This window comes from Vibrio sp. B1Z05 (assembly GCF_052955985.1).
Genome location: NZ_CP130463.1, coordinates 164526 through 186508 on the forward strand (window position 1 = coordinate 164526; position 21983 = coordinate 186508).

Here is a 21983-nt window from a genome sequence, read left to right on the forward strand (position 1 = left end):
TCGCAACTACTTATTAATGATATCTAGATACTCAGCAACGCCTTGGGCTACTGATTTAAAGGTGTGGTTGCAACCTGTCGCTCTTAACTTGGTTAGATCGGCTTGGGTATATTCCTGATATGCACCTTTTAAGTGTTCTGGAAAAGGAATAGTTTCAATTTGTCCTTTTTGATGGTGTTTGATGACGGCTTTTGCCACTTCATCAAAAGATTCTGCATGACCTGTACCTAAGTTAAAGATACCAGACACCTCATTTTCTAAGAACCAAAGGTTTACTGCAGCTACATCGCCGACATAAACAAAATCGCGTTTAAAGTGTTCGCTACCGGCAAACAGCTTTGGATTTTCGCCAGCATTTAATTGATTGTTCAAATGAAAGGCAACAGAGGCCATTGAGCCTTTATGTTGCTCTCTAGGGCCGTAGACATTGAAATATCGGAAGCCAGTGATTTGCGACAGGGTTTCATTATGTGCTTTGGCATCTGCAACGAGTCTACGTACATAGTTATCAAACTGTTGTTTTGAGTAACCGTATACATTTAATGCACCTTCATATTGTTTTTCTTCGATAAAGGTGTCGGTTTCGCCATAGGTAGCCGCTGATGAAGCGTATAAAAATGGGATTTGTCGCTCTAGGCAGTAGTGAAGTAGCTCTTTTGAATACTCATAGTTATTCAACATCATATACTTGCCGTCCCATTCGGTAGTTGCTGAGCAAGCACCTTCATGGAAGACCGCATCGATAGGGCCAAAATCGTCGCCGGCCATAATCTGAGTTAGAAAATCATCTCGATCCATATAGTCAGTGATATCAAGATCAACCAGATTGACAAACTTTTTGCCATTCTTCAGGTTATCAACAACCAAAATATCGTTTATGCCTCTATCGTTTAGGGCCTTCACAATATTGCTGCCAATCATTCCAGCACCACCGGTTACTATGATCATTTTGTATTTTCCTTCAAATTCAACTATTCCTGAGTATAACAAGGAACTAAAATCTAGGGAATTAAAGCTCGATTTATGAGAAACTTAAATTCAATGTAGATGATCAATAGCCTAGTTTATTGATGTTGATTATTACTCCCGTAGAAACGATAAGATAAAGTTATAGAGGAATGAACTTGAATCAATCTAACCACCCGACATCATCCAATCAGCAGCCTGCAATGGATGCTTATTACCAAGATGATGAAATCGATCTTCGTGATTTGTTTGTAGCGCTCTGGAAGGGCAAGTTTCTAATTATTATTTCTACCTTTATCTTTGCTTGCGTAGCTGTCGTGTATGCACTGAATGCGCAAGAGTGGTGGAGTTCTAAAGCGAGAATTGTCGAGCCTCAAGTCAATGATTTTGCGATTTATCGCCAACAAGTAAAATCCTTCCAGCCGATTTTTGATACTTATCAAGATGACGGTACTGTGCGCGTTAGTAAGGAGTTGGACAACTTAGTCAATCCAAGTCAGATTTTTGCGCAGTTTGTTCGTTCATTTAATGCCACCGCCAACAAGAAGACTTTTTTTGATAATAATGAAACGTTTTTGGCGTTTAAAAATCAACTTGAGCAAGACGCCGATGCGGATACAGACGCACAACAAAGACGTCTTTATAGTGAGTGGTATCAAAAAATCTCGGCATCACCTGCAGAAAAGGGACGTCGTGATGAATACAGTTTGTCATTGCAAGCAACGACTCAATTAGACAGCTATAAGCTGCTGAATGATTATGTCGCAATGATCGAAAAGAAAGTAAAAGCCGATGCATTTAGAAACTTACAAGCGACATTAGATGCTAAACAAGTGCAGTTGCAACAACAAAAAACCATTTTAGAGTCTCAAGCCAAACAGGTTTTAAGTGTTGAATTGCAACGAGCTAAATATGCTTATGACATTGCTAAAGCGGCATCAGTGAACTCTCCTGTGCAGAATCTAGGTGATAAAGAATTGTTTGCCATAAACTTAGGGGCAAAAGCGATCAAAGCTAAAATAACGGCTTTGGAGAGCGTTAAAAACTTAGCCGTGATTGAGCCAAGGTTGCAACAGATCGATGCCAAATTGGACTTGATGAGTAAGTTGTCTATTGATGACAATATAAACTTTAAATCATATCGTTTTATTCAAGATGTAGAGCAGCCGATTAATCGTGATGCGCCTAAACGAGCACTTATCGCTGTATTAGGTGTTCTATTTGGCGGTATGTTTGGTGTGGGTATTGTTCTAGTTCGTTTTGCCTTTGGCCGCAAAGAAGATAATTAATTTAAGAGAAAAAGCATGAAAATAGCTATCGCAGGAACAGGCTACGTAGGCTTGTCGAACTCAGTGTTGCTAGCGCAGCACAATGAAGTGGTTGCAGTGGATATCATTCCTGAGAAGGTTGAGCTGTTAAACAAGAAAAAATCTCCAATTGCTGATGTAGAGATAGAACAGTTTCTTGCCGAGAAAGAGCTGAATTTTGTGGCGACTTTGGATAAAGAACTGGCATACAAAGACGCTAAGTTTGTCGTGATTGCAACGCCAACTGATTACGACCCGCAAACGAATTATTTCAATACTTCGTCAGTAGAAGCGGTCATTAAAGATGTCATGGCGATTAACCCACAAGCGGTCATGGTGATTAAGTCAACAGTTCCAGTTGGCTATACTGCTCGCATTAAGCAAGAGTTTGGCTGTGACAATATCATCTTCTCACCAGAATTTCTGCGTGAAGGTCGAGCTTTGTACGATAACCTGTACCCATCTCGTATTATCGTTGGTGAGCGCAGTGAACGTGCTGAAACCTTTGCTGGCTTATTGGTTGAAGGTGCACAAAAAGAAAATATCGATGTTTTGTTTACTGATTCAACAGAAGCAGAAGCTGTTAAGCTATTTTCTAATACGTATTTAGCACTGCGTGTTGCTTACTTTAATGAGTTGGATTCTTACGCTGAAGCTATTGGTCTAGATTCTCGTCAAATCATTGAAGGTGTAGGCTTAGACCCACGCATTGGTAATCACTACAATAACCCTTCTTTTGGTTACGGCGGTTATTGCTTACCTAAAGATACTAAGCAGTTACTAGCAAACTATCAGGAAGTGCCAAACAATATTATTGGCGCGATCGTTGATGCTAACCGTACTCGTAAAGATTTTATTGCCGATTCCATCATTAAGCGTAGCCCTAAGATTGTTGGGATTTACCGTCTTATCATGAAAGCGGGTTCCGATAATTTCCGTGCTTCTTCTATTCAAGGCATCATGAAACGCTTGAAAGCCAAAGGGATTGAAGTGGTTGTGTATGAGCCTGTGCTGCAAGAAGAGCACTTCTTTAACTCACGCAATATTCGCGACCTAGAAGAGTTTAAAGCGGTGTCTGATGTGATTGTGTCTAACCGTATGGTTGAAGAGATCAAGGACGTAGCCGAGAAAGTTTATACTCGCGATTTATTTGGTAGCGATTAATTGATCTCGATATTAAATACAATGAAAGGCGCTCATTTTTAGCGCCTTTTCTATTTTGGGTAGTCAGTCTTGAGGATTTCGAGCTACAGAATAAAGCGACTCAAATCTTCGTCTTCAACCAGCTTACCTAGTTTACTTTCTACATAGCTAGCATCAATTTTCAGTTCAGAGCCTGATTTTTCCGTGGCGTCATAAGAGATTTCATCCATTAGACGTTCCATCACTGTATATAAGCGACGTGCACCGATATTTTCTGTGGTTTCATTGACTTGCCATGCCGCTTCCGCGATATGCTTGATACCATCTTCGGTAAATTCTACGTTTACATCTTCGGTTTTTAGAAGGGCAACGTATTGCTCAGTCAAAGAGGCTCTAGGCTCGGTTAGAATGCGTTCAAAGTCGTGGCTTGAAAGTGCTTCTAGCTCTACACGGATTGGCAGGCGACCTTGCAACTCAGGGATAAGGTCAGAAGGCTTAGCCACTTGGAATGCGCCTGAGGCGATAAACAAGATATGGTCAGTTTTTACCATGCCGTGTTTGGTCGATACTGTGCTGCCTTCAATCAGTGGCAACAAGTCACGTTGCACGCCTTCACGAGATACGTCAGGGCCAGAGCTTTCACCGCGTTTACAGATTTTATCGAATTCGTCGATGAAAACGATGCCGTTGTTTTCAACGTTGAAGATAGCGTCTTCTTTAAGCTCTTCTTGGTTGACTAACTTAGCCGCTTCTTCTTCAACTAATGCTTTGAATGCTTCTTTAATCTTTAGCTTACGGCTTTTCTTAGTATTACCAGCAAGGTTTTGGAACATTCCTTGTAGCTGGTTAGTCATCTCTTCCATGCCTGGAGGTGACATGATTTCTACGCCCATTTGTGGCGCAGCAACTTCGATATCAATTTCTTTGTCGTCCAATTTACCTTCACGCAGTTTCTTACGGAAGATTTGACGAGTATTTGAGCTGTTATCTTGTGGCTTTTCGTTTTCACCCCATGCATCGCGCGCCGGTGGCAATAATGCATCGAGAATACGTTCTTCGGCTTGCTCTTCAGCGCGGTACTTCACTTTTTCAGTAGCTTGTTGGTGAGTCATTTTCACCGCAACTTCAGTTAAGTCGCGAATGATAGTTTCGACTTCTTTACCTACATAGCCCACTTCAGTGAACTTAGTGGCTTCTACTTTCATGAAAGGTGCGTTGGCCAGTTTTGCTAGGCGACGAGCAATTTCTGTTTTACCTACACCGGTTGGGCCGATCATTAGGATATTTTTTGGTGTCACTTCAGCGCGTAAATCTTCGTCTAATTGCATGCGACGCCAGCGGTTACGCAGGGCAATAGCAACTGAACGTTTGGCGTTATCTTGGCCAATGATGTGACGGTTGAGTTCATGAACAATTTCACGAGGAGTCATCTCAGACATATTAATTCCTTAGTATTCAAGTTCATCAATAGTGTGATGATGGTTGGTAAAGACACAGATATCACCTGCAATATTGAGAGACTTTTCTGCAATTTCTCTGGCGCTTAAATCGGTGTTTTCTAGTAGTGCGGTAGCAGCTGCTTGAGCAAAGTTGCCACCAGAACCAATAGCGACAAGGTCGTGCTCTGGTTGAACTACATCACCATTACCAGTAATGATAAAAGAAGCGGTATCATCGGCGACCACAAGCAGTGCTTCTAAGCGACGCAGAGCGCGGTCGCTACGCCAATCTTTAGCTAGTTCAACAGCGGCGCGAGTAAGGTGGCCTTGATGCATTTGCAGTTTGCTTTCTAGTCGCTCAAATAGGGTAAATGCGTCGGCGGTACCGCCAGCAAAACCGGCAAGAACTTTGTCGTTGTAGAGTCGGCGAACTTTCTGAGCGTTGCCTTTCATTACTGTGTTGCCTAGAGATACTTGTCCATCACCAGCGATGACGACTTTATTATTTCGGCGTACGGATACTATGGTAGTCACGAGGTTTCCTTCTAATTCTAATTTCACCAGTGAGATTAAAATGAAGTGGGGACGGACAGGAGTAAATTCAAGGTGATGACACAGAGGAGTAGCGGCTTACCGCAAATCAAAGTAAATCAGCCTCGGTTAGCATGCTAACCGAGGCTGATAGATTAGTAACCTGGATCTTTTAAGATCATACAAGGTTCAATTTTAGCGCGCTGCAGTTTGTGCTTGTCACGCTCTGCGTTACGTTTGCGAGGGTAAGGCCCTAGAATGACGCGATGATAATGGCTACCAGGCTTCTGTCGTATTTCGCTTTTTATACCTTGAAAAGCAATATCGACTTTGCGTGACTTCGCTTGTGCAAGAGTACGGTAAGCGCCACATTGCATCACGTAAGGTATTTTCGGTAGAACTTCTTCTTTGGCAACGACTTTAATTTCACGTTCAGGCAGTGTTTTAACATATTCCCACTGTTCTTCTGGAGGAGGTGGCAGGTTTTCTTCACCCTTCTTCGCAGTCGATTCCTCTTTTGCCGTTAAGTTCACGTCTACTGGTTGTTGAGGTTCAGGGGTTTTACTTAAGGAATATAACCCGTAGCTAAATACCCCAATCAATGCGCCAGCAAAGACGATCATCTTCCAAGGTTTTTTGGATTGTTTTGATGGGGTTGGCTTACGCGTTTTTTTAGGTTGCGTACGGCCACCCTTTACATAGTCTTTTCTTGCCACTCGAATTAATCTATTCCATTGATCACGTTTTCTATGGTAATGCAGAAAACGTTCAGATAACAGACCCTAATAACTTGGAGGTAGGGTACTTTGTCGAATGATCAGCTCTGTTTCTAATAGTCGTGAGTCAGAACTGATCTCGTTGCCACTGAGTATCTCAAACAACATTTGTGTGGCTTGATAGCCTATATCATAACGGGGTTGAGAGACGGTTGTAAGTGGCGGATCGCAGTATTCTGAGAACTCTATATTATCAAAGCCAATAAATGAAATATCTTGTGGAACTCTAAGCCCCATATTTTTGGCTTCTTTGATTGCACCAATGGCCATCATGTCATTGTGGCAAAAGATAGCGCTAGGTGGAGAACCGGCATTCATGAGTTTACGCAGTGCGGCAGCGCCAGATTCAAAGCTAAAATCACCGCTAGCAGAGTTGCTTAGGTCGATGTTTAATCCGGCGCGGCGTAATGCTTGTTGGAAACCTTGGCTACGGAAACTAGAAAGTGGCGCATTGTCTGGGCCACAGATCTCTCCAATGCGTTTGTGTCCTAATTTAGCAAGATAGTTTACCGCCTGAAAAGACGCAGTCAGGTTATCAATATGTACAGTTGGTAGCTCTAATTCAGGGGCGTATTCACATGCCATGACCATTGGCGGCAGATTTTTTTGCTCCGCGATACTGGCATCGATAGGCAAGTCGGTGCCGAGCAGAATCAGTCCATCCGCTTGTTTTGAGTATATTAAGTTGACCAGTGAATTATCACGGCATTTTTGTTGTGAACTGTCACCATGCAATACAAGGTAGCCTTGCTTTGAAGCCGCTACTTCTATGCCGCGAATAATTTCAGAAAAGTAAGGGTCACAAAGGTCGGGGACGATAACGACGAGAGTTTTTGACTCATTGCGCTTCATGCTGCGCATGATAGTGCTAGGGCAATAGCCAGATTCAATGACCGCATCTTCTACTCGTTTACGAGTGGAAGAGGATACTTTTTCTGGGTTCATTAATGCCCTTGATACTGTCGCTGTTGATACTCCAGCAAGTCCAGCAACATCCTTCATCGTCGCCATAGTACGTCGTCCTCTATGAAATTTAGCGCGTGTTTGATTCAATCCATGACGCAAACTTATTTCAACTACTTAAGCTTAATTGCGAGTGAAAAATAAGTGTAACGAGTTTTTGCCAAACAGTTTAAGGGGCATGTAGCAAAATTGCACAACTTACTGTGAAGTGACTCGCATTTCGCCATATGCATGTGGTTTAACTTAGGTCCATTGGTTCTACATCTATGTTCCAACGAACTTTTTTTGCATTAGGCAGCATATCTAGTGCAGGTTTTGCACTCATAAGTAGTTTTTGCATGGTTGAACGTAGTTGGCATTGTAAAATAAGTTGCCAACGAGATTTTCCTGCTCGTTTCGCCATCGGTGCTGGTGTTGGCCCAAGTACCCAACATTGCTCATCAAACAAAGGGTGCGCTTCTAAGGTTTGCCTTACTTGCCTTAAAAAATCTTCCGCGAGTTGCGAATTATTCGATTCAGCTCGAAACAAAGACAGGCTGGCATAGGGAGGCAATTGCGCCACTCTACGTTCCATTAAGGCGCTTTGGGCAAACTCAGGATAGCCTTTGTGTAATAAAGCTTGTAGCAGTGAATGTTCTGGGTGATGAGTTTGTAGCACCACGTGTCCAGGCTTACTGGCGCGTCCCGCACGTCCTGCCACCTGAATAAACAATTGCGCTAGCTTTTCTGAAGCCCGAAAATCACTGCTATATAATGATGAATCCACATCAAGTAAAGCCACTAACGTCACGTCTGGAAAGTGATGCCCTTTGGCAAGCATTTGCGTACCAATCAGAATTTGATACTCACCATTGCGAATTGACTCTAATGCGCTCTCTAGACTGCCTTTACGACGCGTATTGTCTCGGTCAATGCGAATGGTTTTAAACTCTGGAAATAAGGTTTCTAAGTGCGCTTCAAGCTGTTCTGTGCCAACTCCGACCGTAACTAAATGAGTTGAACCACAGCTATGGCACTGATGAACGACCGGCTTTTGTGAGCCACAGTGATGACAGCGCATCTCACTGCTTCCTTGGTGGAAGGTATAGTAAGCGTCACATCGAGTACACTCAGCAATCCAACCGCACTCGTGGCACATTAATGCGGGAGAGAAACCACGGCGATTTAAAAACAGCATCACCTGATTGCCTTGTTGCAGGTGTTTACGCATTTGTGCAATCAGTGGCGCGCTTAAGCCACTTTCTAGATATAAACCTTTTACATCAATCACGCTGTTTTTGGTTGGGCTAGCACCGCCAGCACGTTCAGTCAGTTTAAGATGCAGGTATTTTCCTGAAAGGGCGTTGTTTAAGGTTTCTAGAGATGGCGTAGCTGAGCCCAATACAACCGGCACACTTTCTGAGTGGGCGCGCATTATGGCTATATCTCTAGCATGATAACGCAGGCTATCTTGCTGTTTATACGAAGAGTCATGCTCTTCATCGACAATGACAATGCCAAGGTTGGCAAAAGGGGTCAGCAGTGCCGAGCGAGTACCAATTAGGATGCCACATTCTTTATTTTTGGCGGCCAGCCATGCATTCAAGCGTTCACTGTCATTAAGACCTGAGTGAATGGTCTCAATAGGCACATTAAAGCGTCGTTTAAATCGGTTGATGGTTTGCGGCGTTAAGCCTATTTCGGGAACTAAGACTAACGCTTGCTTACCTTGCTGGATTACTGACTCTATAAGTTGAAGATAAACCTCGGTTTTACCTGAACCTGTGACTCCATCTAGAAGTGCACATTCATACCCTTCAATGTGGTTGACTGTGACTACTGCCAGCATTTGTTCATGATTGAGTTGACGCTTGTCGTCTTCATTAATGAGCTCAGATGGCCACTGATCATTGATTTCAATGCGTTCAGAGCAAATTACCCATTGTTTCTGCTCTAAAGTTTTTAAAACAGAGCTAGAGATATCTAAAGTGGCAAGCTCATGTTGAGCCAGTGCGCCATATTGCAGAGCATGCATCACCTTAGCTTGCTGAACTGCTCGTCCAAAGCCTTGCATTAACTGGTTACGACCTGCTTCGGTGAGCTGCCATATTTTCTGTGGCTGCTTATGTGCCGGTTTACCTTTACGCAGAGCGCCGGGCATAGCCCCATTTAATGTTTCACCGAGTGGATACTGGTAAAATCGGCTAGCCCAATGAATCAGTTTATAAAGTTTATCTGGCCATATAGGCTCAACGTCAAGCACGGTCATTAAAGGCTTGAGCTTATTAATATCGTATTCTGATTGATGGGTGAGGGCGGTGATCACACCAAGTCGCTTATTTGGTCCAAACGGCACCCATACACGCACACCCACAACAGGAAATAAGTGCGATGGGATGAGGTATTCAAATTCTTTATCTAGAGGTACGGGCAGGGCAACTCTAGCAATTGTTGGGCGCATGGGATCTCTTTGATGTTTCTGCAATCAGATAATTACACAGATGATGATACTAGAAAAAGACCGAGGAGATGATGAAAAATATTGAGCACTTAGCCAAGTGTTGTCTCGCATATGGCTATATATAGGAATATTATGGTGAATGTGGCGAAAAAAGGGACAAATCAGTTGATCCTTAAAGACTAATTCATTACTATACTGCGCCTTGAAGATGCTGTATTACGCGGTGTCACTGTTAGAAACTACGTGTGGTGTCCAACCTTAGATTTGGATAGCGACGCGGCCTATAAATGAGGTTTTCCCATGAAACCAGGTATCCATCCTGAATACAAATCTGTAACAGCTAACTGCTCTTGCGGAAATACTTTTGAGTTCAACTCAACTCTAGCTAAAGAATCTATCCACCTAGACGTATGTGACAAATGTCACCCGTTCTACACTGGTAAGCAACGTATCGTTGATACTGGCGGCCGTGTTGATCGCTTTAACAAGCGTTTCGGTGCTCTTTCTTCTAAGAAATAATCTTAGTCGTAAAGATACAGAAAAAAGGTCGCCTAGGCGGCCTTTTTTGATCCTACAACAAATTGATTATCCAAGTTATTTACCTTCATTTCGATCTGGCAATCCCAAGCATTCTCTTTTTTACTCTGGTTACTTTGTAGTACATTGCCTGTTTTTTATTTACAATCACAAATTATTTACTTTCTCCTAATATCCACGAAGGGATGCTCTTAGATGTCAGATGACCAACCGATAAATGATTTCCGCCAACAAGCTCTCGATTACCACGAGTTTCCTAAGCCAGGAAAAATAGCTGTTGAATTAACAACGCCTGCTGATTCAGTTCATGATCTAGCGCTAGCTTATAGCCCAGGTGTTGCAGAGCCAGTACGTGAAATCGCCCAAAATGCTGATAACGTTTACAAGTACACAGCCAAAGGGAATATGGTTGCGGTTATTTCAAACGGCACCGCTATCTTGGGTTTAGGTAACTTAGGGCCAATGGCTTCTAAGCCGGTTATGGAAGGCAAAGCGTTATTGTTCAAACGCTTTGCCGGTTTGGACTCTATTGATATTGAAGTAAAGCACCGCACTATTGATGAGTTCATCGATACCGTGGCGGCGATTGCCGATACCTTTGGCGGAATTAACCTAGAAGATATCAAAGCGCCAGATTGTTTTGAGATTGAAAGTCGTCTTATCGAACGATGCGATGTGCCGGTATTTCACGATGATCAGCACGGCACTGCGATTGTGACCGCCGCCGGTATGCTTAACGCAATAGAGCTACAAGGAAAGCAACTGTGTGACTCTACTATTGTATGCTTGGGCGCCGGTGCTGCGGCAGTTGCGTGTATGGAGCTACTCATTAAATGCGGCGCACAGCGTGAAAAAATCTACATGTTAGATCGTAAAGGCGTTATTCATACTCGCCGTGACGATCTTAACGAATACAAACAGCTGTTTGCCAACAATACCGACAAACGTACCCTAGAAGATGTGATTGAAGGCGCGGATCTGTTCCTTGGCGTATCTGGTCCTAACTTGTTGTCACCTGAGGCATTGGCCTTGATGGCGGACAAACCAGTGGTGTTTGCCTGTTCTAACCCTGATCCTGAAATTAAACCAGAGCGTGCTCATGAAGTGCGTAGTGATTTGATTATGGGCACGGGACGTTCTGATTATCCAAACCAAGTGAACAACGTTATTTGTTTCCCATTTATCTTCCGTGGCGCTTTAGATGTGAGAGCCAGTGAGATTAATATTGAAATGAAGCTAGCGGCGGTGGAAGCAATTCGCCAGTTAGCAAAAGAACCAGTGCCAGAAGAAGTGATGAAAGCGGCTGGGGTAACGTCATTAGAGTTTGGTAATGGCTATATTATCCCTAAACCAATGGACCCACGCTTGTTACCTCGCGTAGCAAGAGCGGTAGCGGAAGCAGCGGTTGCCTCTGGCGTTGCTCGCATTGAGCTTCCTGAGAATTATATGCAGAGCTAATAGCAGAATGCAGGGTTAATAACCGAAAATTAAAAGGGGCTAGAGTGTGATCACTTTAGCCCCTTTTTTTATGAGTTAAATCTGAGCGTTGTGCTAGTTTAGTACTAGTGTTAGTCGTCGAAGACTTCTAATTCAATACCGAGATCGGACATGATTTTTTTTGCTTCAGTTGGAATTTCATCTGGGCAATCTTTTCTCAGATCTTCGTCGGTAGGGAGTGGTTGGCCAGTATAAGCGTGTAAGAAAGCTTCACATAGAAGCTCACTGTTGGTTGCATGGCGGAGGTTGTTTACCTGACGACGTGTTCGCTCATCAGTTAGAATTTTGAGAACCTTAAGTGGAATAGACACAGTGATCTTTTTTACTTGAGTGCTTTTTTTACCGTGTTCAGCATATGGGCTGATGTATTCGCCATTCCAGTCTGCCATTGGAAACCTTTATTACTTAGTTTTAAGAAGTTAATTTCCAATTCTAGCGATATTTACTGCTATATGTAAAGGCATTTAGACGTCTAGATGTGTTGAAGTCTAATACTGATCACGGTAATCTAGTATTAGATTCAGATTAATTTGATTGGTTACAAACTCCACCAGTCACTGCCAAAGGAAGGACAAGAAAATGAGCAGTAAACATAAGTCATCGACCATTGCCGTACGCACCGGTATAGAGTCTGATACCCAGCACCATGCTGTTGTTCCCCCTATTTACCTGTCCACAAACTATGGTTTTCCTTCATTTGGAGATGTACCAAAGTATGATTACACCCGCTCTGGAAACCCTAATCGTGGGCTTTTAGAGACGGCACTGTTTGAGTTGGAGTCAGGTAAAGGTGCTGTTGTTACCAACTGTGGTACATCAGCACTTAATTTATGGGTTTCGGCATTTTTAAGCCCAGACGATTTAATTATTGCGCCTCATGATTGTTATGGCGGTACTTACCGTTTATTTAACACTCGTGCGCAAAAAGGTGACTTTAAGGTTGAGTTTGTCGATCAATCAGATGATCAAGCCCTTGCTGCAGCGATTGCCAAAAAGCCAAAACTGATTCTTATTGAAACGCCATCGAACCCATTGGTGCGAGTAGTGGATATCGAGAAAGTGTGCCAGCAAGCGGCAGCCGTGGGTGCATTAGTGGGCGTCGACAATACATTTCTAACCCCCATTTACCAAAGACCATTAGAGCTTGGTGCTGATTTTGTCATCCATTCCACCACTAAATACATTAATGGTCATTCGGATGTGATTGGCGGGGTTGTGGTTACCAAAACTGAACAGCATGCTGAAGAACTTGGCTGGTGGGGTAACTGTATTGGTGCAACGGGCACGCCTTTTGATAGCTATATGACATTGCGCGGCATTCGCACTTTAGGTGCACGTATGCGTGTGCATGAAGAAAGCTCACAAGTTATTTTAAACTTTCTACAATCTCAAAAGCGTGTCAAAACCATTTATCACCCAAGCTTGCCAGATCACCCTGGCCATGACATTGCTAAACGTCAGCAGTCTGGTTTTGGTAGCATGCTCAGCTTTGAGTTTGATGGTGATTTAGAGCAACTGAAGACCTTTATTAACAGCTTAACATTGTTCTCTTTAGCGGAGTCTTTAGGTGGGGTAGAGAGTTTGATTTGTCACCCTGCGACTATGACTCATAGAGCTATGGGTGAAAAAGCATTGGCTGAAGCTGGTGTGTCTAATTTCTTATTACGTCTGTCTGTTGGGCTAGAAGATAGTGACGATCTTATTGATGATCTTGCCCAAGCATTTGATTCGGTCGAGGGTTAATTATGAACAACGCAACGCAACTGCATAAGTTTGGTGGTAGTAGTCTGGCAAATGCAGAATGCTTTGATCGCGTAGCCAATATATTAGCTGAGTACTCCAATGAGAGTGACTTAGTGATTGTTTCTGCTGCGGGCTCAACCACTAACAACTTGTTACGCTGGTTAGCGGCTTTAGAAAAAGATGGACGTATTGCGCATGAGATTTTACTTGAGCTAAGAAGCTATCAAAATCAATTGATTACCGATTTGCTTCCTCAGCAAACGGCGAGTGTTTTGCAAGAACAGCTTAACCGAGAATTTACCGCATTAAGTGCGCTAAATGCTCCGTTGACTGAGCAGCAAAAATCAGCGGCATTAGGTCACGGTGAAGTGTGGTCGTCTCGTCTCCTTAGTGCGCTGCTTTGTGATAGAGGTATGCCTAGTGCAGCGCTTGATTCTCGTGACTTCTTGCGCGCAGAAGCGGGCACTCAGCCAGAAATTGATCGCAACCTTTCTTGGCCATTATTGAAATCAGTGTTAGCTCAGCATCCTCAAAAACGCTTGGTTATTACCGGTTTTATGGCGCATAACCAACAAGGTGAAACAGTACTGCTTGGGCGTAATGGTTCCGATTATTCGGCGACCATTGTGGGGGCTTTGGCTGAAGTGGCCAAAGTCACTATTTGGAGTGACGTGGCGGGCGTATATAGCGCAGACCCGCGCATTGTCGAAGATGCCTGTTTACTGCCACTGCTTCGTCTTGATGAAGCCAGTGAATTAGCGCGCCTTGCCGCTCCTGTACTGCACAGCCGTACGCTACAACCTGTCGCACAAAGTGCTATGGATTTAGAGTTGCGTTGCAGTCACCAACCAGAGTCAGGTTCAACGCGTATTGAGCGTGTATTAGCTTCTGGTCGAGGCGCTAAGATAGTGACCTCATTAGATGATGTGAATTTGATTGAGCTGACTTTAAGCCCTGCACATGATTTTGAAAGTTTAGAGCCGCAAGTGTTGGCCTTGCTGAATAAAGCGCAGCTTGCGCCACTGGCCTATGAGTCACAATCGGATCAGCACTGCTTACGTCTGGCTTATACTAGCGAACTATTAGCCGGCGCCTTAGCCTGCATCAAAGCGGCAAACTTTGATGTGTCTGTTGCCGTGAAAACTGACTTATCCATGCTGGCCGCTGTAGGGGCCGGTGTGACTAACAACGCCAATCATTGTTTTGGTTTTTACCAAACACTGAAAAGTGTCAATGTTGAGTTCATGTTTGAAACCGAATCTGAGCTGAGCATTATCGCCATAGTAAGAACGAGTGCGATTCCTTCACTGCTTAAAGTGCTACACAATCAGTTATTCCAAGCACAAAAGCGTGTTGGCATCGTATTGTGTGGTAAAGGTAATATTGGTTCTAATTGGTTGGAGCTATTTGCTACGCAAAAAGACCAGTTAGAAAAGCGTCGCGGCATGAGCTTTGACCTTATCGGGGTAATTGCGAGCCAGAGTTATTGGTTTGATGAAAATGGCATAGATGCCAGCAAGGTCAACAGCCAGTTCTCCGATAATGCGGTTAGTAGCGAAGAAGATTGGCTACCGCTAGTTAAACGTCAATCGAGCTTTGATGAAATTATCGTATTGGATGTAACGGCCAGTCAGCAAGTGTCCGATCGCTACCTAGAGTTTGCCGAACATGGCATGCACTTAATATCAGCGAATAAATTGGCAGGTTCTGCGCCAAGTGAGTTTTACCATCAGGTGCAGGATGTATTTGCTAAAACGGGACGTCATTGGTTGTACAACGCCACTGTGGGCGCTGGATTGCCGGTAAACCATACTGTGAGAGACCTGCGAGAAAGCGGCGATGAAATTGTAGCATTATCAGGAATCTTCTCGGGAACCTTGTCATGGCTGTTCCAGCAGTATGACGGCTCTATTCCATTTAGTGAGTTGGTTGACTTAGCTTGGCAACAAGGGCTAACGGAACCTGATCCTCGAGCTGATTTAGACGGCACTGATGTGATGCGTAAATTAGTGATTTTGGCGCGTGAATCAGGCTTAGATCTAGAGCCTGAAGGGGTGAAGGTTGAATCTTTAGTTCCTGAGAGTTTATTGGCCTTATCTGTGGATGAATTCTTCCAGCAAGCCAGCGTGTTGAATGAAGCACTGGCAGAGCGCTTAGATAAAGCACAGAGCGAAGGAAAGGTTCTGCGATACATTGCACGTCTTTCAAAAGAAGGAGAGGCGACAGTGGGCGTAGAGGCGCTTGAAGCGCACCACTCTTTGGCTAACTTACTACCTTGTGACAATATTTTCGCTATTGAGAGTAAATGGTACAAAGATAACCCATTGGTTATACGCGGCCCTGGTGCGGGTCGAGAAGTCACGGCAGGTGCCTTGCAGTCCGATCTCAATCGTTTATCTAGTCTATTATAATTCTTATCTAAAGCATCCAATGCGTTCGCGTTGGATGCTTCTCCCCCAAAAGACTCAACTTTTGTACGAATTTTTGTTGACATCCCTCTCATAAATTTACATTATCTAGACATATAGACGTCTAAACGTTCAAAATTATGTGATTGTGCTGATGCACAGGGAGAGGAAATATGGGTTATACACACGCGAGCCACATTGATGCACTTAATCAAAACGTTGCTGAGCTTTCTGATAATATCAATGTCTCTTTCGAGTTCTTCCCTCCTAGCAGTGAAAAAATGGAGGAGACTCTGTGGAACTCGGTACATCGCTTAAAAGCATTGAAACCTAAATTTGTCTCTGTGACCTACGGTGCCAACTCTGGTGAGCGCGATCGTACGCACTCAATCATCAAAGAAATCAAAAGCCAAACCAACCTAATTGCGGCGCCGCATTTAACTTGTATTGATGCTTCTCGCGACGAGCTAATCACCATTGCCGATGATTACTGGAAAAACGGTATTGAGAGCATTGTGGCACTGCGTGGTGATATTCCGCCAAACGGTGGTACGCCAGATATGTACGCTTCTGATTTGGTTGAGTTGCTAAAATCTCGCCATGATTTTGATATCTCGGTAGCGGCTTTTCCTGAAGTGCATCCCGAAGCGAAAAGTGCGCAATCTGATTTATTAAATCTAAAGCGTAAAGTTGATGCGGGCGCCAACCGCGCAATCACGCAGTTTTTCTTTGATGTTGAAAGCTACCTTCGCTTTCGTGACCGCTGTGCAGCAACGGGTATCGATGTAGAGATTATTCCGGGTATTTTGCCTGTGTCTAACTTCAAGCAAGCTTCTCGCTTTGCAGCAATGAACAACGTGAAAGTACCTGGATGGATGGCAAAACAGTTTGAAGGGTTGGATGATGATCCAATGACTCGTCAATTGGTTGGGGCTAGTCAGGCTATTGATATGGTGCGTATTTTAAGTCGTGAAGGGGTAAAGGATTTCCACTTCTATACGTTGAACCGCGCTGAAATGACTTATGCCTTGTGCCACACGCTAGGTGTTCGCCCATAGTTCTCATCTGAGAATACTCTGCTAGAGATATAGAGTTTACGGATAAGTATTGCTAACGATAGGGATACGTTTAATAAGAATTTAAGCAGAGTTCAGATTTACAACTAAGCCAAATAAAACAAAGGACCCAGTGCATTACAAGCTAGGTCCTTTTGTTTTTCAGTTAAGCAATCTCGCTTAACACTTCTTCCGCCCACTCATTCCAAGCTTCGCGAGTCAAAAGATTACGACGTAAGGTTAGTCGTTCAATTTTTTCTTTGTGGCTCAAAATGCGAGTATCAGAGTAATGTGTATCTTCGATTTCTTTGTAGAACTGAACCAGTTTACGTGAATCGCTTAGTGCAAGTTGCAGTTGGTCAGAAAAACCTTCAGCAGGCTGAACTTCACATGCATAAAGTTTAGCTGCAAACTCATCTCTCACTGTTGGGTGCGAAATAGGTTGTTCAAACCATTTAGCCAGTGCCTCACGGCCGCGCTCTGTGATTGAGTAAATCTTTTTATCAGGCTTGCCTGATTGAGGGAATAGCTGACAAGTAACGAGCTCGTTTTCTGCCAGTTTATTTAACTCACGGTAAACCTGTTGGTGGCTTGCTTTCCAAAAGTAGCCAATGCTATAAGAAAACTCTTTTGTAATGTCGTAACCGGTAGCATCTTTTGTGCTTAGTACGGTCAATATAACGTGTGGTAATGACATGTTGTTCTTCCAAATTACTGCATATAAAAAACAACGCACAGTTCAGACTCTAGTTGGTCATCATTGAAGAGTGCGAGCCACTCAAGAAGTTCATGAGTGCATGTATTACCTTTTAAGCCATTCTCACCTGACCATAATTTATTTTATTATGTCTAATAAATAGGGAATATTGTGTCTCGTTATTTTTATTGTGAAACCCAAGATCCCCTACCTATAAGCTAACAGTTTACTATCATTTTTTGGCGTTAGATTAACGAAAAATAAGTATTACAAAAACATGTTTACTGCTTTTTGTCTCATATTGCCAACTTGCTCAAAAAGCCTAACAAGTCCTGTTGTCGGTTGGATGAAATGGTGGGTATATCACGGTTTTGTCTTTTGCGATGCGATAAGTCGAGAATATAAAAAAGCCCTAGCTCAATGAGCTAGGGCTTGAATTCTAAGCATCATAAACGCTGCTCGAACTTAACCTGTGTTACGCATTCCGGCTGCAATACCAGCAATGGTAATCATCAGAGCTTCTTCAAGCTCAGGGTTATTCTCTTCTGTTTGTCGAGTACGTTTTAGAAGCTCTACTTGCAACATGTTCAATGGATCAACATAGATGTTGCGTAGACGTATGGACTCTAGACCCCATGGGTCACTTTGCATTAGGTTCTCGTTGTTTTCTACTTTCAGAACCGTTTGGATGTCTTTTTGTAGTTGTCCACGAAGGTTTTCACCTAAACGCCATAGTGATGGGTCTGTGAGCTTCTCATCATACAGTTTAGAGATATCCATGCTGCACTTGTAGTACACCATTTCTAACATACCTAAGCGAGTAGAGAAGAACGGCCATTCACGACACATCTCTTCTAGTAACTCTAGATGACCTTGGTCAATGGAGTATTGAATCGCTTCACCTGCGCCTAACCATGCAGGAAGTACCAGACGGTTTTGGCTCCATGAGAAGATCCATGGAATCGCACGTAGGCTTTCTACGCCACCTTTCGGGTTACGCTTCGAAGGACGAGAACCTAGTGGCAGTTTACCTAGTTCAAGCTCAGGTGTGGCTGCGCGGAAGTAAGGAACAAAGTCTGCTTCGCCACGGACAACATTACGGTAAGACTCACAAGAAACCTGTGATAGCACTTCCATAAGATCACGCCAATCTTGTTTTGGCTCTGGAGGCGGAAGAAGGTTAGCTTCTAAAATGGCGCTAGCGTACAAGTTCAGGCTGTTGACAGCCACTTGTGGTAGACCAAGTTTAAAGCGAATCATCTCACCTTGCTCAGTAACACGTAGGCCACCTTTTAAGCTTTTTGGTGGTTGAGACAACAATGCTGCGTGTGCAGGAGCGCCACCACGGCCGATAGTACCGCCACGACCATGGAACAAGGTCAGGTCGATATTTTCCGCTTCAGAGACTTTAACTAGCTTATCCATTGCGTCGTATTGCGCCCAGCCTGCAGACATTACGCCGGCATCTTTTGCTGAGTCAGAGTAGCCAATCATGACCATCTGTTCGCCTTGGATAAATCCGCGATACCAATCAATGCTATACAGCTGTTGCATGACAGATTCTGAGTTATTCAAATCTTCTAGAGTTTCAAATAATGGACAAACGCCTAAACGGAATTTACAGCCAGCTTCACGCAGCAATAGGTGAACAGCAAGTACGTCAGAAGCGGTACGTGCCATTGAAATAACATAAGAACCAAAGGCTTCTTTAGGGTGAGCAGCAACAGTCTTACAGGTTTCAATCACCTCTTTAACCATTGGTGATGGTTCCCAGTTGTGCGGGATAAGAGGTCGATTATCGCTAAGCTCTTTAACTAGGAATGCAACTTTATCTTGCTCACTCCACTGGTCGTAATCACCTAGACCTAAGAAACGCGTAACTTCAGACAAGGCTTTTGAGTGCTCGGTGCTCTCTTGGCGAATGTCTAGTCGAACAAGGTGCACACCAAAACATTTAATGCGGCGAAGCGTATCAAGCAGCGAGCCTTCGGCAATCACGCCCATGCCACACTCATGTAGAGAGGTGTAGATGGTATGTAGTGGGTGCCAAAGTTGCTCAGCAGTTTCTAGGATGCTGACATTGGGAATAATATCGCCAGCCAGTCTTGCTGAAATCGATTTACGGGTATTGTTAAGCAGAGTGCGCATTTCTTTTAGGATGCCACGATATGGTTCGTGACTGTCACCTGCAAGTTCACGTACCGCTGCATTACACTCGATCATTGATAGCTCAGTGATCAGCTCTTCGATATCGGCGTGATATAGGTCAGCGGCTTTCCAGCGAGATAACCACAGTACTTCTTGAGTAATGTTATGAGTGACAAACGGGTTACCGTCTCGGTCCCCCCCCATCCAAGAAGAGAAATGCACAGGGCGAGCATCGATAGGTAGAGGCTCATCTAGGTGAGTCGATACTCGTTCGTCTAACTCACGTAAGAAATCAGGTACTGCTTCCCAAAGAGAGTTTTCAACAACCGCAAAACCCCATTTTGCTTCATCCAGAGGAGTAGGGCGTTGCTGACGGATAACATCTGAGTGCCAACTTTGAGCAATAAGTTGCTCGAGACGGCGCTCTGTTTTAATTCGTTCAGAGTGACCGATATCGCTAAGCTCTAGTTTAGATAAACAGTCGTTTATCTTAAGTAGCTTGTTGATCATGGTACGACGAGAGATTTCGGTAGGGTGTGCGGTTAGCACTAATTCAATATTGAGGTTCTTGATTGCGTCTGACGCTTCTTTTTTAGAAATCTCTTTAGAGTGAAGCTTACTAAACAGAGTCTGAAGTACATCAGGTTCGCAAACATGCTCTTCGCAATGACGAGAAATTGTATGGTACTGATCGGCTATATTGGTCAGATTCAAAAATTGGTTGAATGCGCGAGCGACGGGGATAAATTGCTCGTCCGGCAGGTTCTCAATCTCATGGATGAGAGCCTCTCTATCTTCTTGATGACCGCTACGAGCCGACTTAGACAACTTACGAAGAGTTTCAACTTTATTAAAAATCTCCTCTCCATGGGCGTCTTTAATGGTTCTGCCAAGTAGATTACCAAGCATCTTCACGTTACTGGTAAGTGCAGAATATTTCTTATTCATTTCATTGAGCCTCGTAATTAAATTACACACCTTTCCTTGAGTTAAGATCCAATCTATCGAAGAAAAGGGGTGAGAGTCAAACTTTGAACAAATTTGATTGAAAAACCAACGTTTGAATTGATTTGAATCATAATAGCTGACTCAAACAATTTTGATGTTGAAACTTTATTTCACTAATCGCTAAAACTAACTCGAAAAACAGTATTGATTGATCGATTTTTGTAAAATATTAATTGTTGGGTTTATAAAATCTAAACTTAAAAATTCATCTGGTTGATGCGCTTGGTCAATAGAGCCCGGTCCCATCACCAAAGTAGGGCATAACTCTTGTAAATAAGGCGCTTCTGTACAGTAGTTAACCGTTTGTGATTCGGTATCGCATATAAGCTGCATCTCTTGCACAAAGTGGTGATCGGCATGACATTCATAACCTGGAATTGGCGGATGCAGTGGTTTGACTTCAATTCGTCCGGGCCATTTTTGCATCACAGTCTGTAGATGCTCGTGCAGTAATTGATCTAGGCTCTCAAGGCTTAAACCTGGAAGCGGTCTAAGATCGTAATGCAATTCACAACAGCCACAAATACGGTTGGCACTGTCACCGCCGTGAATGTGCCCCAAATTCATAGTTGGGTTAGGGATAGCAAATCCAGGATGGTGGTAGTCTTTGATCAACTGTTGTTTTAGGTGCATCAACGAATACATCACTTCATGCATGATTTCTATCGCATTTATTCCTAGCGCAGGATCCGATGAATGCCCTGATTTACCGGTAATACGAATGGCATTTGCCATGTGTCCTTTGTGGCCACGTATCGGCACTAAGTTAGTGGGTTCACCAATGATGCAGTAGTCAGGTTTAAAGGGAGCCTCTTTGGCAAAATGCTTAGCACCGAGCATAGTGGTTTCTTCATCACAAGTGGCAAGAATATATAAAGGCTTGTTTTGCGTGCTCCAATCGGTGCCGTTTTTTTGCATTTGTTTTACTGCATCTAGGATAAAAGCAAAGAAGCCTTTCATATCCGCAGTGCCTAAGCCGTAATAGCGATTATCCGACAGAGTTAACTGGTGAGGGTCAAAATTCCAACGACCTTGATCAAAGGGAACAGTATCCGTGTGTCCCGCAAGTAACAGTCCACCTTCACCACTACCCAATTGAGCCATTAGGTTTAATTTTCCGGGTTCAACTTCTTCTGTGGTCACAGTAAAACCTAGGTCTTCAAACCAAGTGGCAAGTTTGGCAATAACTTGCGCATTTCCTTGGTCCCATTTTGGGTCGGTAGAACTGATGGAAGAAGTACTTATCAAGCCTTGATAAATATCAACAAATTTAGGTATAGGCATATTATCTTTGCATCCACTATTGACAGATAACTAATGAAAGG

The 21983-nt window shown here is 43.5% G+C and carries 17 protein-coding genes; 7 read left to right on the forward strand and 10 right to left on the reverse strand.

Annotated elements, in window-relative coordinates:
* Positions 1-6 precede the first annotated feature (6 nt).
* Entirely contained in the window at positions 7-948 is a 942-nt protein-coding gene (gene rfaD / locus QV280_RS00780; protein WP_152822182.1) for an ADP-glyceromanno-heptose 6-epimerase, read from the reverse strand.
* A gap of 170 nt (positions 949-1118) precedes the next feature.
* On the opposite strand from rfaD, the gene QV280_RS00785 reads away from it, so the two are divergent.
* Both QV280_RS00785 and QV280_RS00790 read left to right on the forward strand, forming a co-directional pair.
* Entirely contained in the window at positions 1119-2255 is a 1137-nt protein-coding gene (locus tag QV280_RS00785; protein ID WP_039969891.1) for an LPS O-antigen chain length determinant protein WzzB, read from the forward strand.
* A 15-nt stretch (positions 2256-2270) separates the two neighbouring features.
* Positions 2271-3437, forward strand: coding sequence for a nucleotide sugar dehydrogenase (locus QV280_RS00790; protein ID WP_021714260.1), 1167 nt, complete (start codon positions 2271-2273; stop codon positions 3435-3437).
* Between the two features lie 83 nt (positions 3438-3520).
* On the opposite strand, the gene hslU is transcribed toward QV280_RS00790, so the two are convergent.
* The 5 genes from hslU to priA form a co-directional block, all read right to left on the reverse strand.
* Positions 3521-4855, reverse strand: coding sequence for an HslU--HslV peptidase ATPase subunit (gene hslU, locus QV280_RS00795; RefSeq protein ID WP_023402415.1), 1335 nt, complete (start codon positions 4853-4855; stop codon positions 3521-3523).
* Between the two features lie 9 nt (positions 4856-4864).
* Complete coding sequence (gene hslV, locus QV280_RS00800) at positions 4865-5389, reverse strand: ATP-dependent protease subunit HslV (protein ID WP_023402416.1); 525 nt, start codon at positions 5387-5389, stop codon at positions 4865-4867.
* A 152-nt stretch (positions 5390-5541) separates the two neighbouring features.
* Positions 5542-6102, reverse strand: a complete 561-nt coding sequence (locus QV280_RS00805) for an SPOR domain-containing protein (RefSeq protein WP_367869619.1) — start codon at positions 6100-6102, stop codon at positions 5542-5544.
* 66 nt (positions 6103-6168) lie between these two features.
* Positions 6169-7173 carry a DNA-binding transcriptional regulator CytR gene (gene cytR / locus QV280_RS00810; protein ID WP_152822188.1) on the reverse strand — a complete coding sequence of 335 codons (1005 nt, stop codon included), beginning with the start codon at positions 7171-7173 and terminating at the stop codon, positions 6169-6171.
* A gap of 190 nt (positions 7174-7363) precedes the next feature.
* Positions 7364-9565, reverse strand: a complete 2202-nt coding sequence (priA, locus tag QV280_RS00815) for a primosomal protein N' (protein WP_152822191.1) — start codon at positions 9563-9565, stop codon at positions 7364-7366.
* Positions 9566-9865: 300 nt separating this feature from the next.
* On the opposite strand from priA, the gene rpmE reads away from it, so the two are divergent.
* Together rpmE and QV280_RS00825 are read left to right on the forward strand one after the other, a co-directional pair.
* A complete protein-coding gene (gene rpmE, locus QV280_RS00820; protein ID WP_021714266.1) occupies positions 9866-10084 on the forward strand; it encodes a 50S ribosomal protein L31 in 219 nt (72 codons plus the stop codon).
* 213 nt (positions 10085-10297) lie between these two features.
* Positions 10298-11560, forward strand: coding sequence for a malic enzyme-like NAD(P)-binding protein (locus QV280_RS00825; protein ID WP_023402420.1), 1263 nt, complete (start codon positions 10298-10300; stop codon positions 11558-11560).
* Positions 11561-11670: 110 nt separating this feature from the next.
* On the opposite strand, the gene metJ is transcribed toward QV280_RS00825, so the two are convergent.
* Positions 11671-11988, reverse strand: a complete 318-nt coding sequence (gene metJ, locus QV280_RS00830; protein ID WP_021714268.1) for a met regulon transcriptional regulator MetJ — start codon at positions 11986-11988, stop codon at positions 11671-11673.
* Between the two features lie 190 nt (positions 11989-12178).
* Between metJ and QV280_RS00835 the strand changes: the two genes are divergently transcribed.
* From QV280_RS00835 to metF, 3 genes are all read left to right on the forward strand, one after another.
* Positions 12179-13342, forward strand: a complete 1164-nt coding sequence (locus QV280_RS00835; RefSeq protein ID WP_152822193.1) for an O-succinylhomoserine (thiol)-lyase — start codon at positions 12179-12181, stop codon at positions 13340-13342.
* A 2-nt stretch (positions 13343-13344) separates the two neighbouring features.
* On the forward strand, positions 13345-15753 hold the full coding sequence (locus QV280_RS00840) for a bifunctional aspartate kinase/homoserine dehydrogenase II (protein WP_152822195.1): 2409 nt from the start codon (positions 13345-13347) through the stop codon (positions 15751-15753).
* 170 nt (positions 15754-15923) lie between these two features.
* On the forward strand, positions 15924-16808 hold the full coding sequence (gene metF, locus QV280_RS00845; RefSeq protein ID WP_152822197.1) for a methylenetetrahydrofolate reductase: 885 nt from the start codon (positions 15924-15926) through the stop codon (positions 16806-16808).
* Positions 16809-16971: 163 nt separating this feature from the next.
* Here metF and QV280_RS00850 read toward each other — a convergent pair whose 3' ends face one another.
* From QV280_RS00850 to argE, 3 genes are all read right to left on the reverse strand, one after another.
* The gene (locus tag QV280_RS00850) at positions 16972-17502 is read right to left on the reverse strand and encodes a PadR family transcriptional regulator (RefSeq protein WP_023402424.1); all 531 of its coding nucleotides are present in this window, start codon (positions 17500-17502) and stop codon (positions 16972-16974) included.
* A gap of 465 nt (positions 17503-17967) precedes the next feature.
* The gene (gene ppc, locus QV280_RS00855) at positions 17968-20598 is read right to left on the reverse strand and encodes a phosphoenolpyruvate carboxylase (RefSeq protein ID WP_023402425.1); all 2631 of its coding nucleotides are present in this window, start codon (positions 20596-20598) and stop codon (positions 17968-17970) included.
* Between the two features lie 186 nt (positions 20599-20784).
* Positions 20785-21942 carry an acetylornithine deacetylase gene (gene argE, locus QV280_RS00860; RefSeq protein WP_152822199.1) on the reverse strand — a complete coding sequence of 386 codons (1158 nt, stop codon included), beginning with the start codon at positions 21940-21942 and terminating at the stop codon, positions 20785-20787.
* Between the last annotated feature and the right edge of the window lie 41 nt (positions 21943-21983).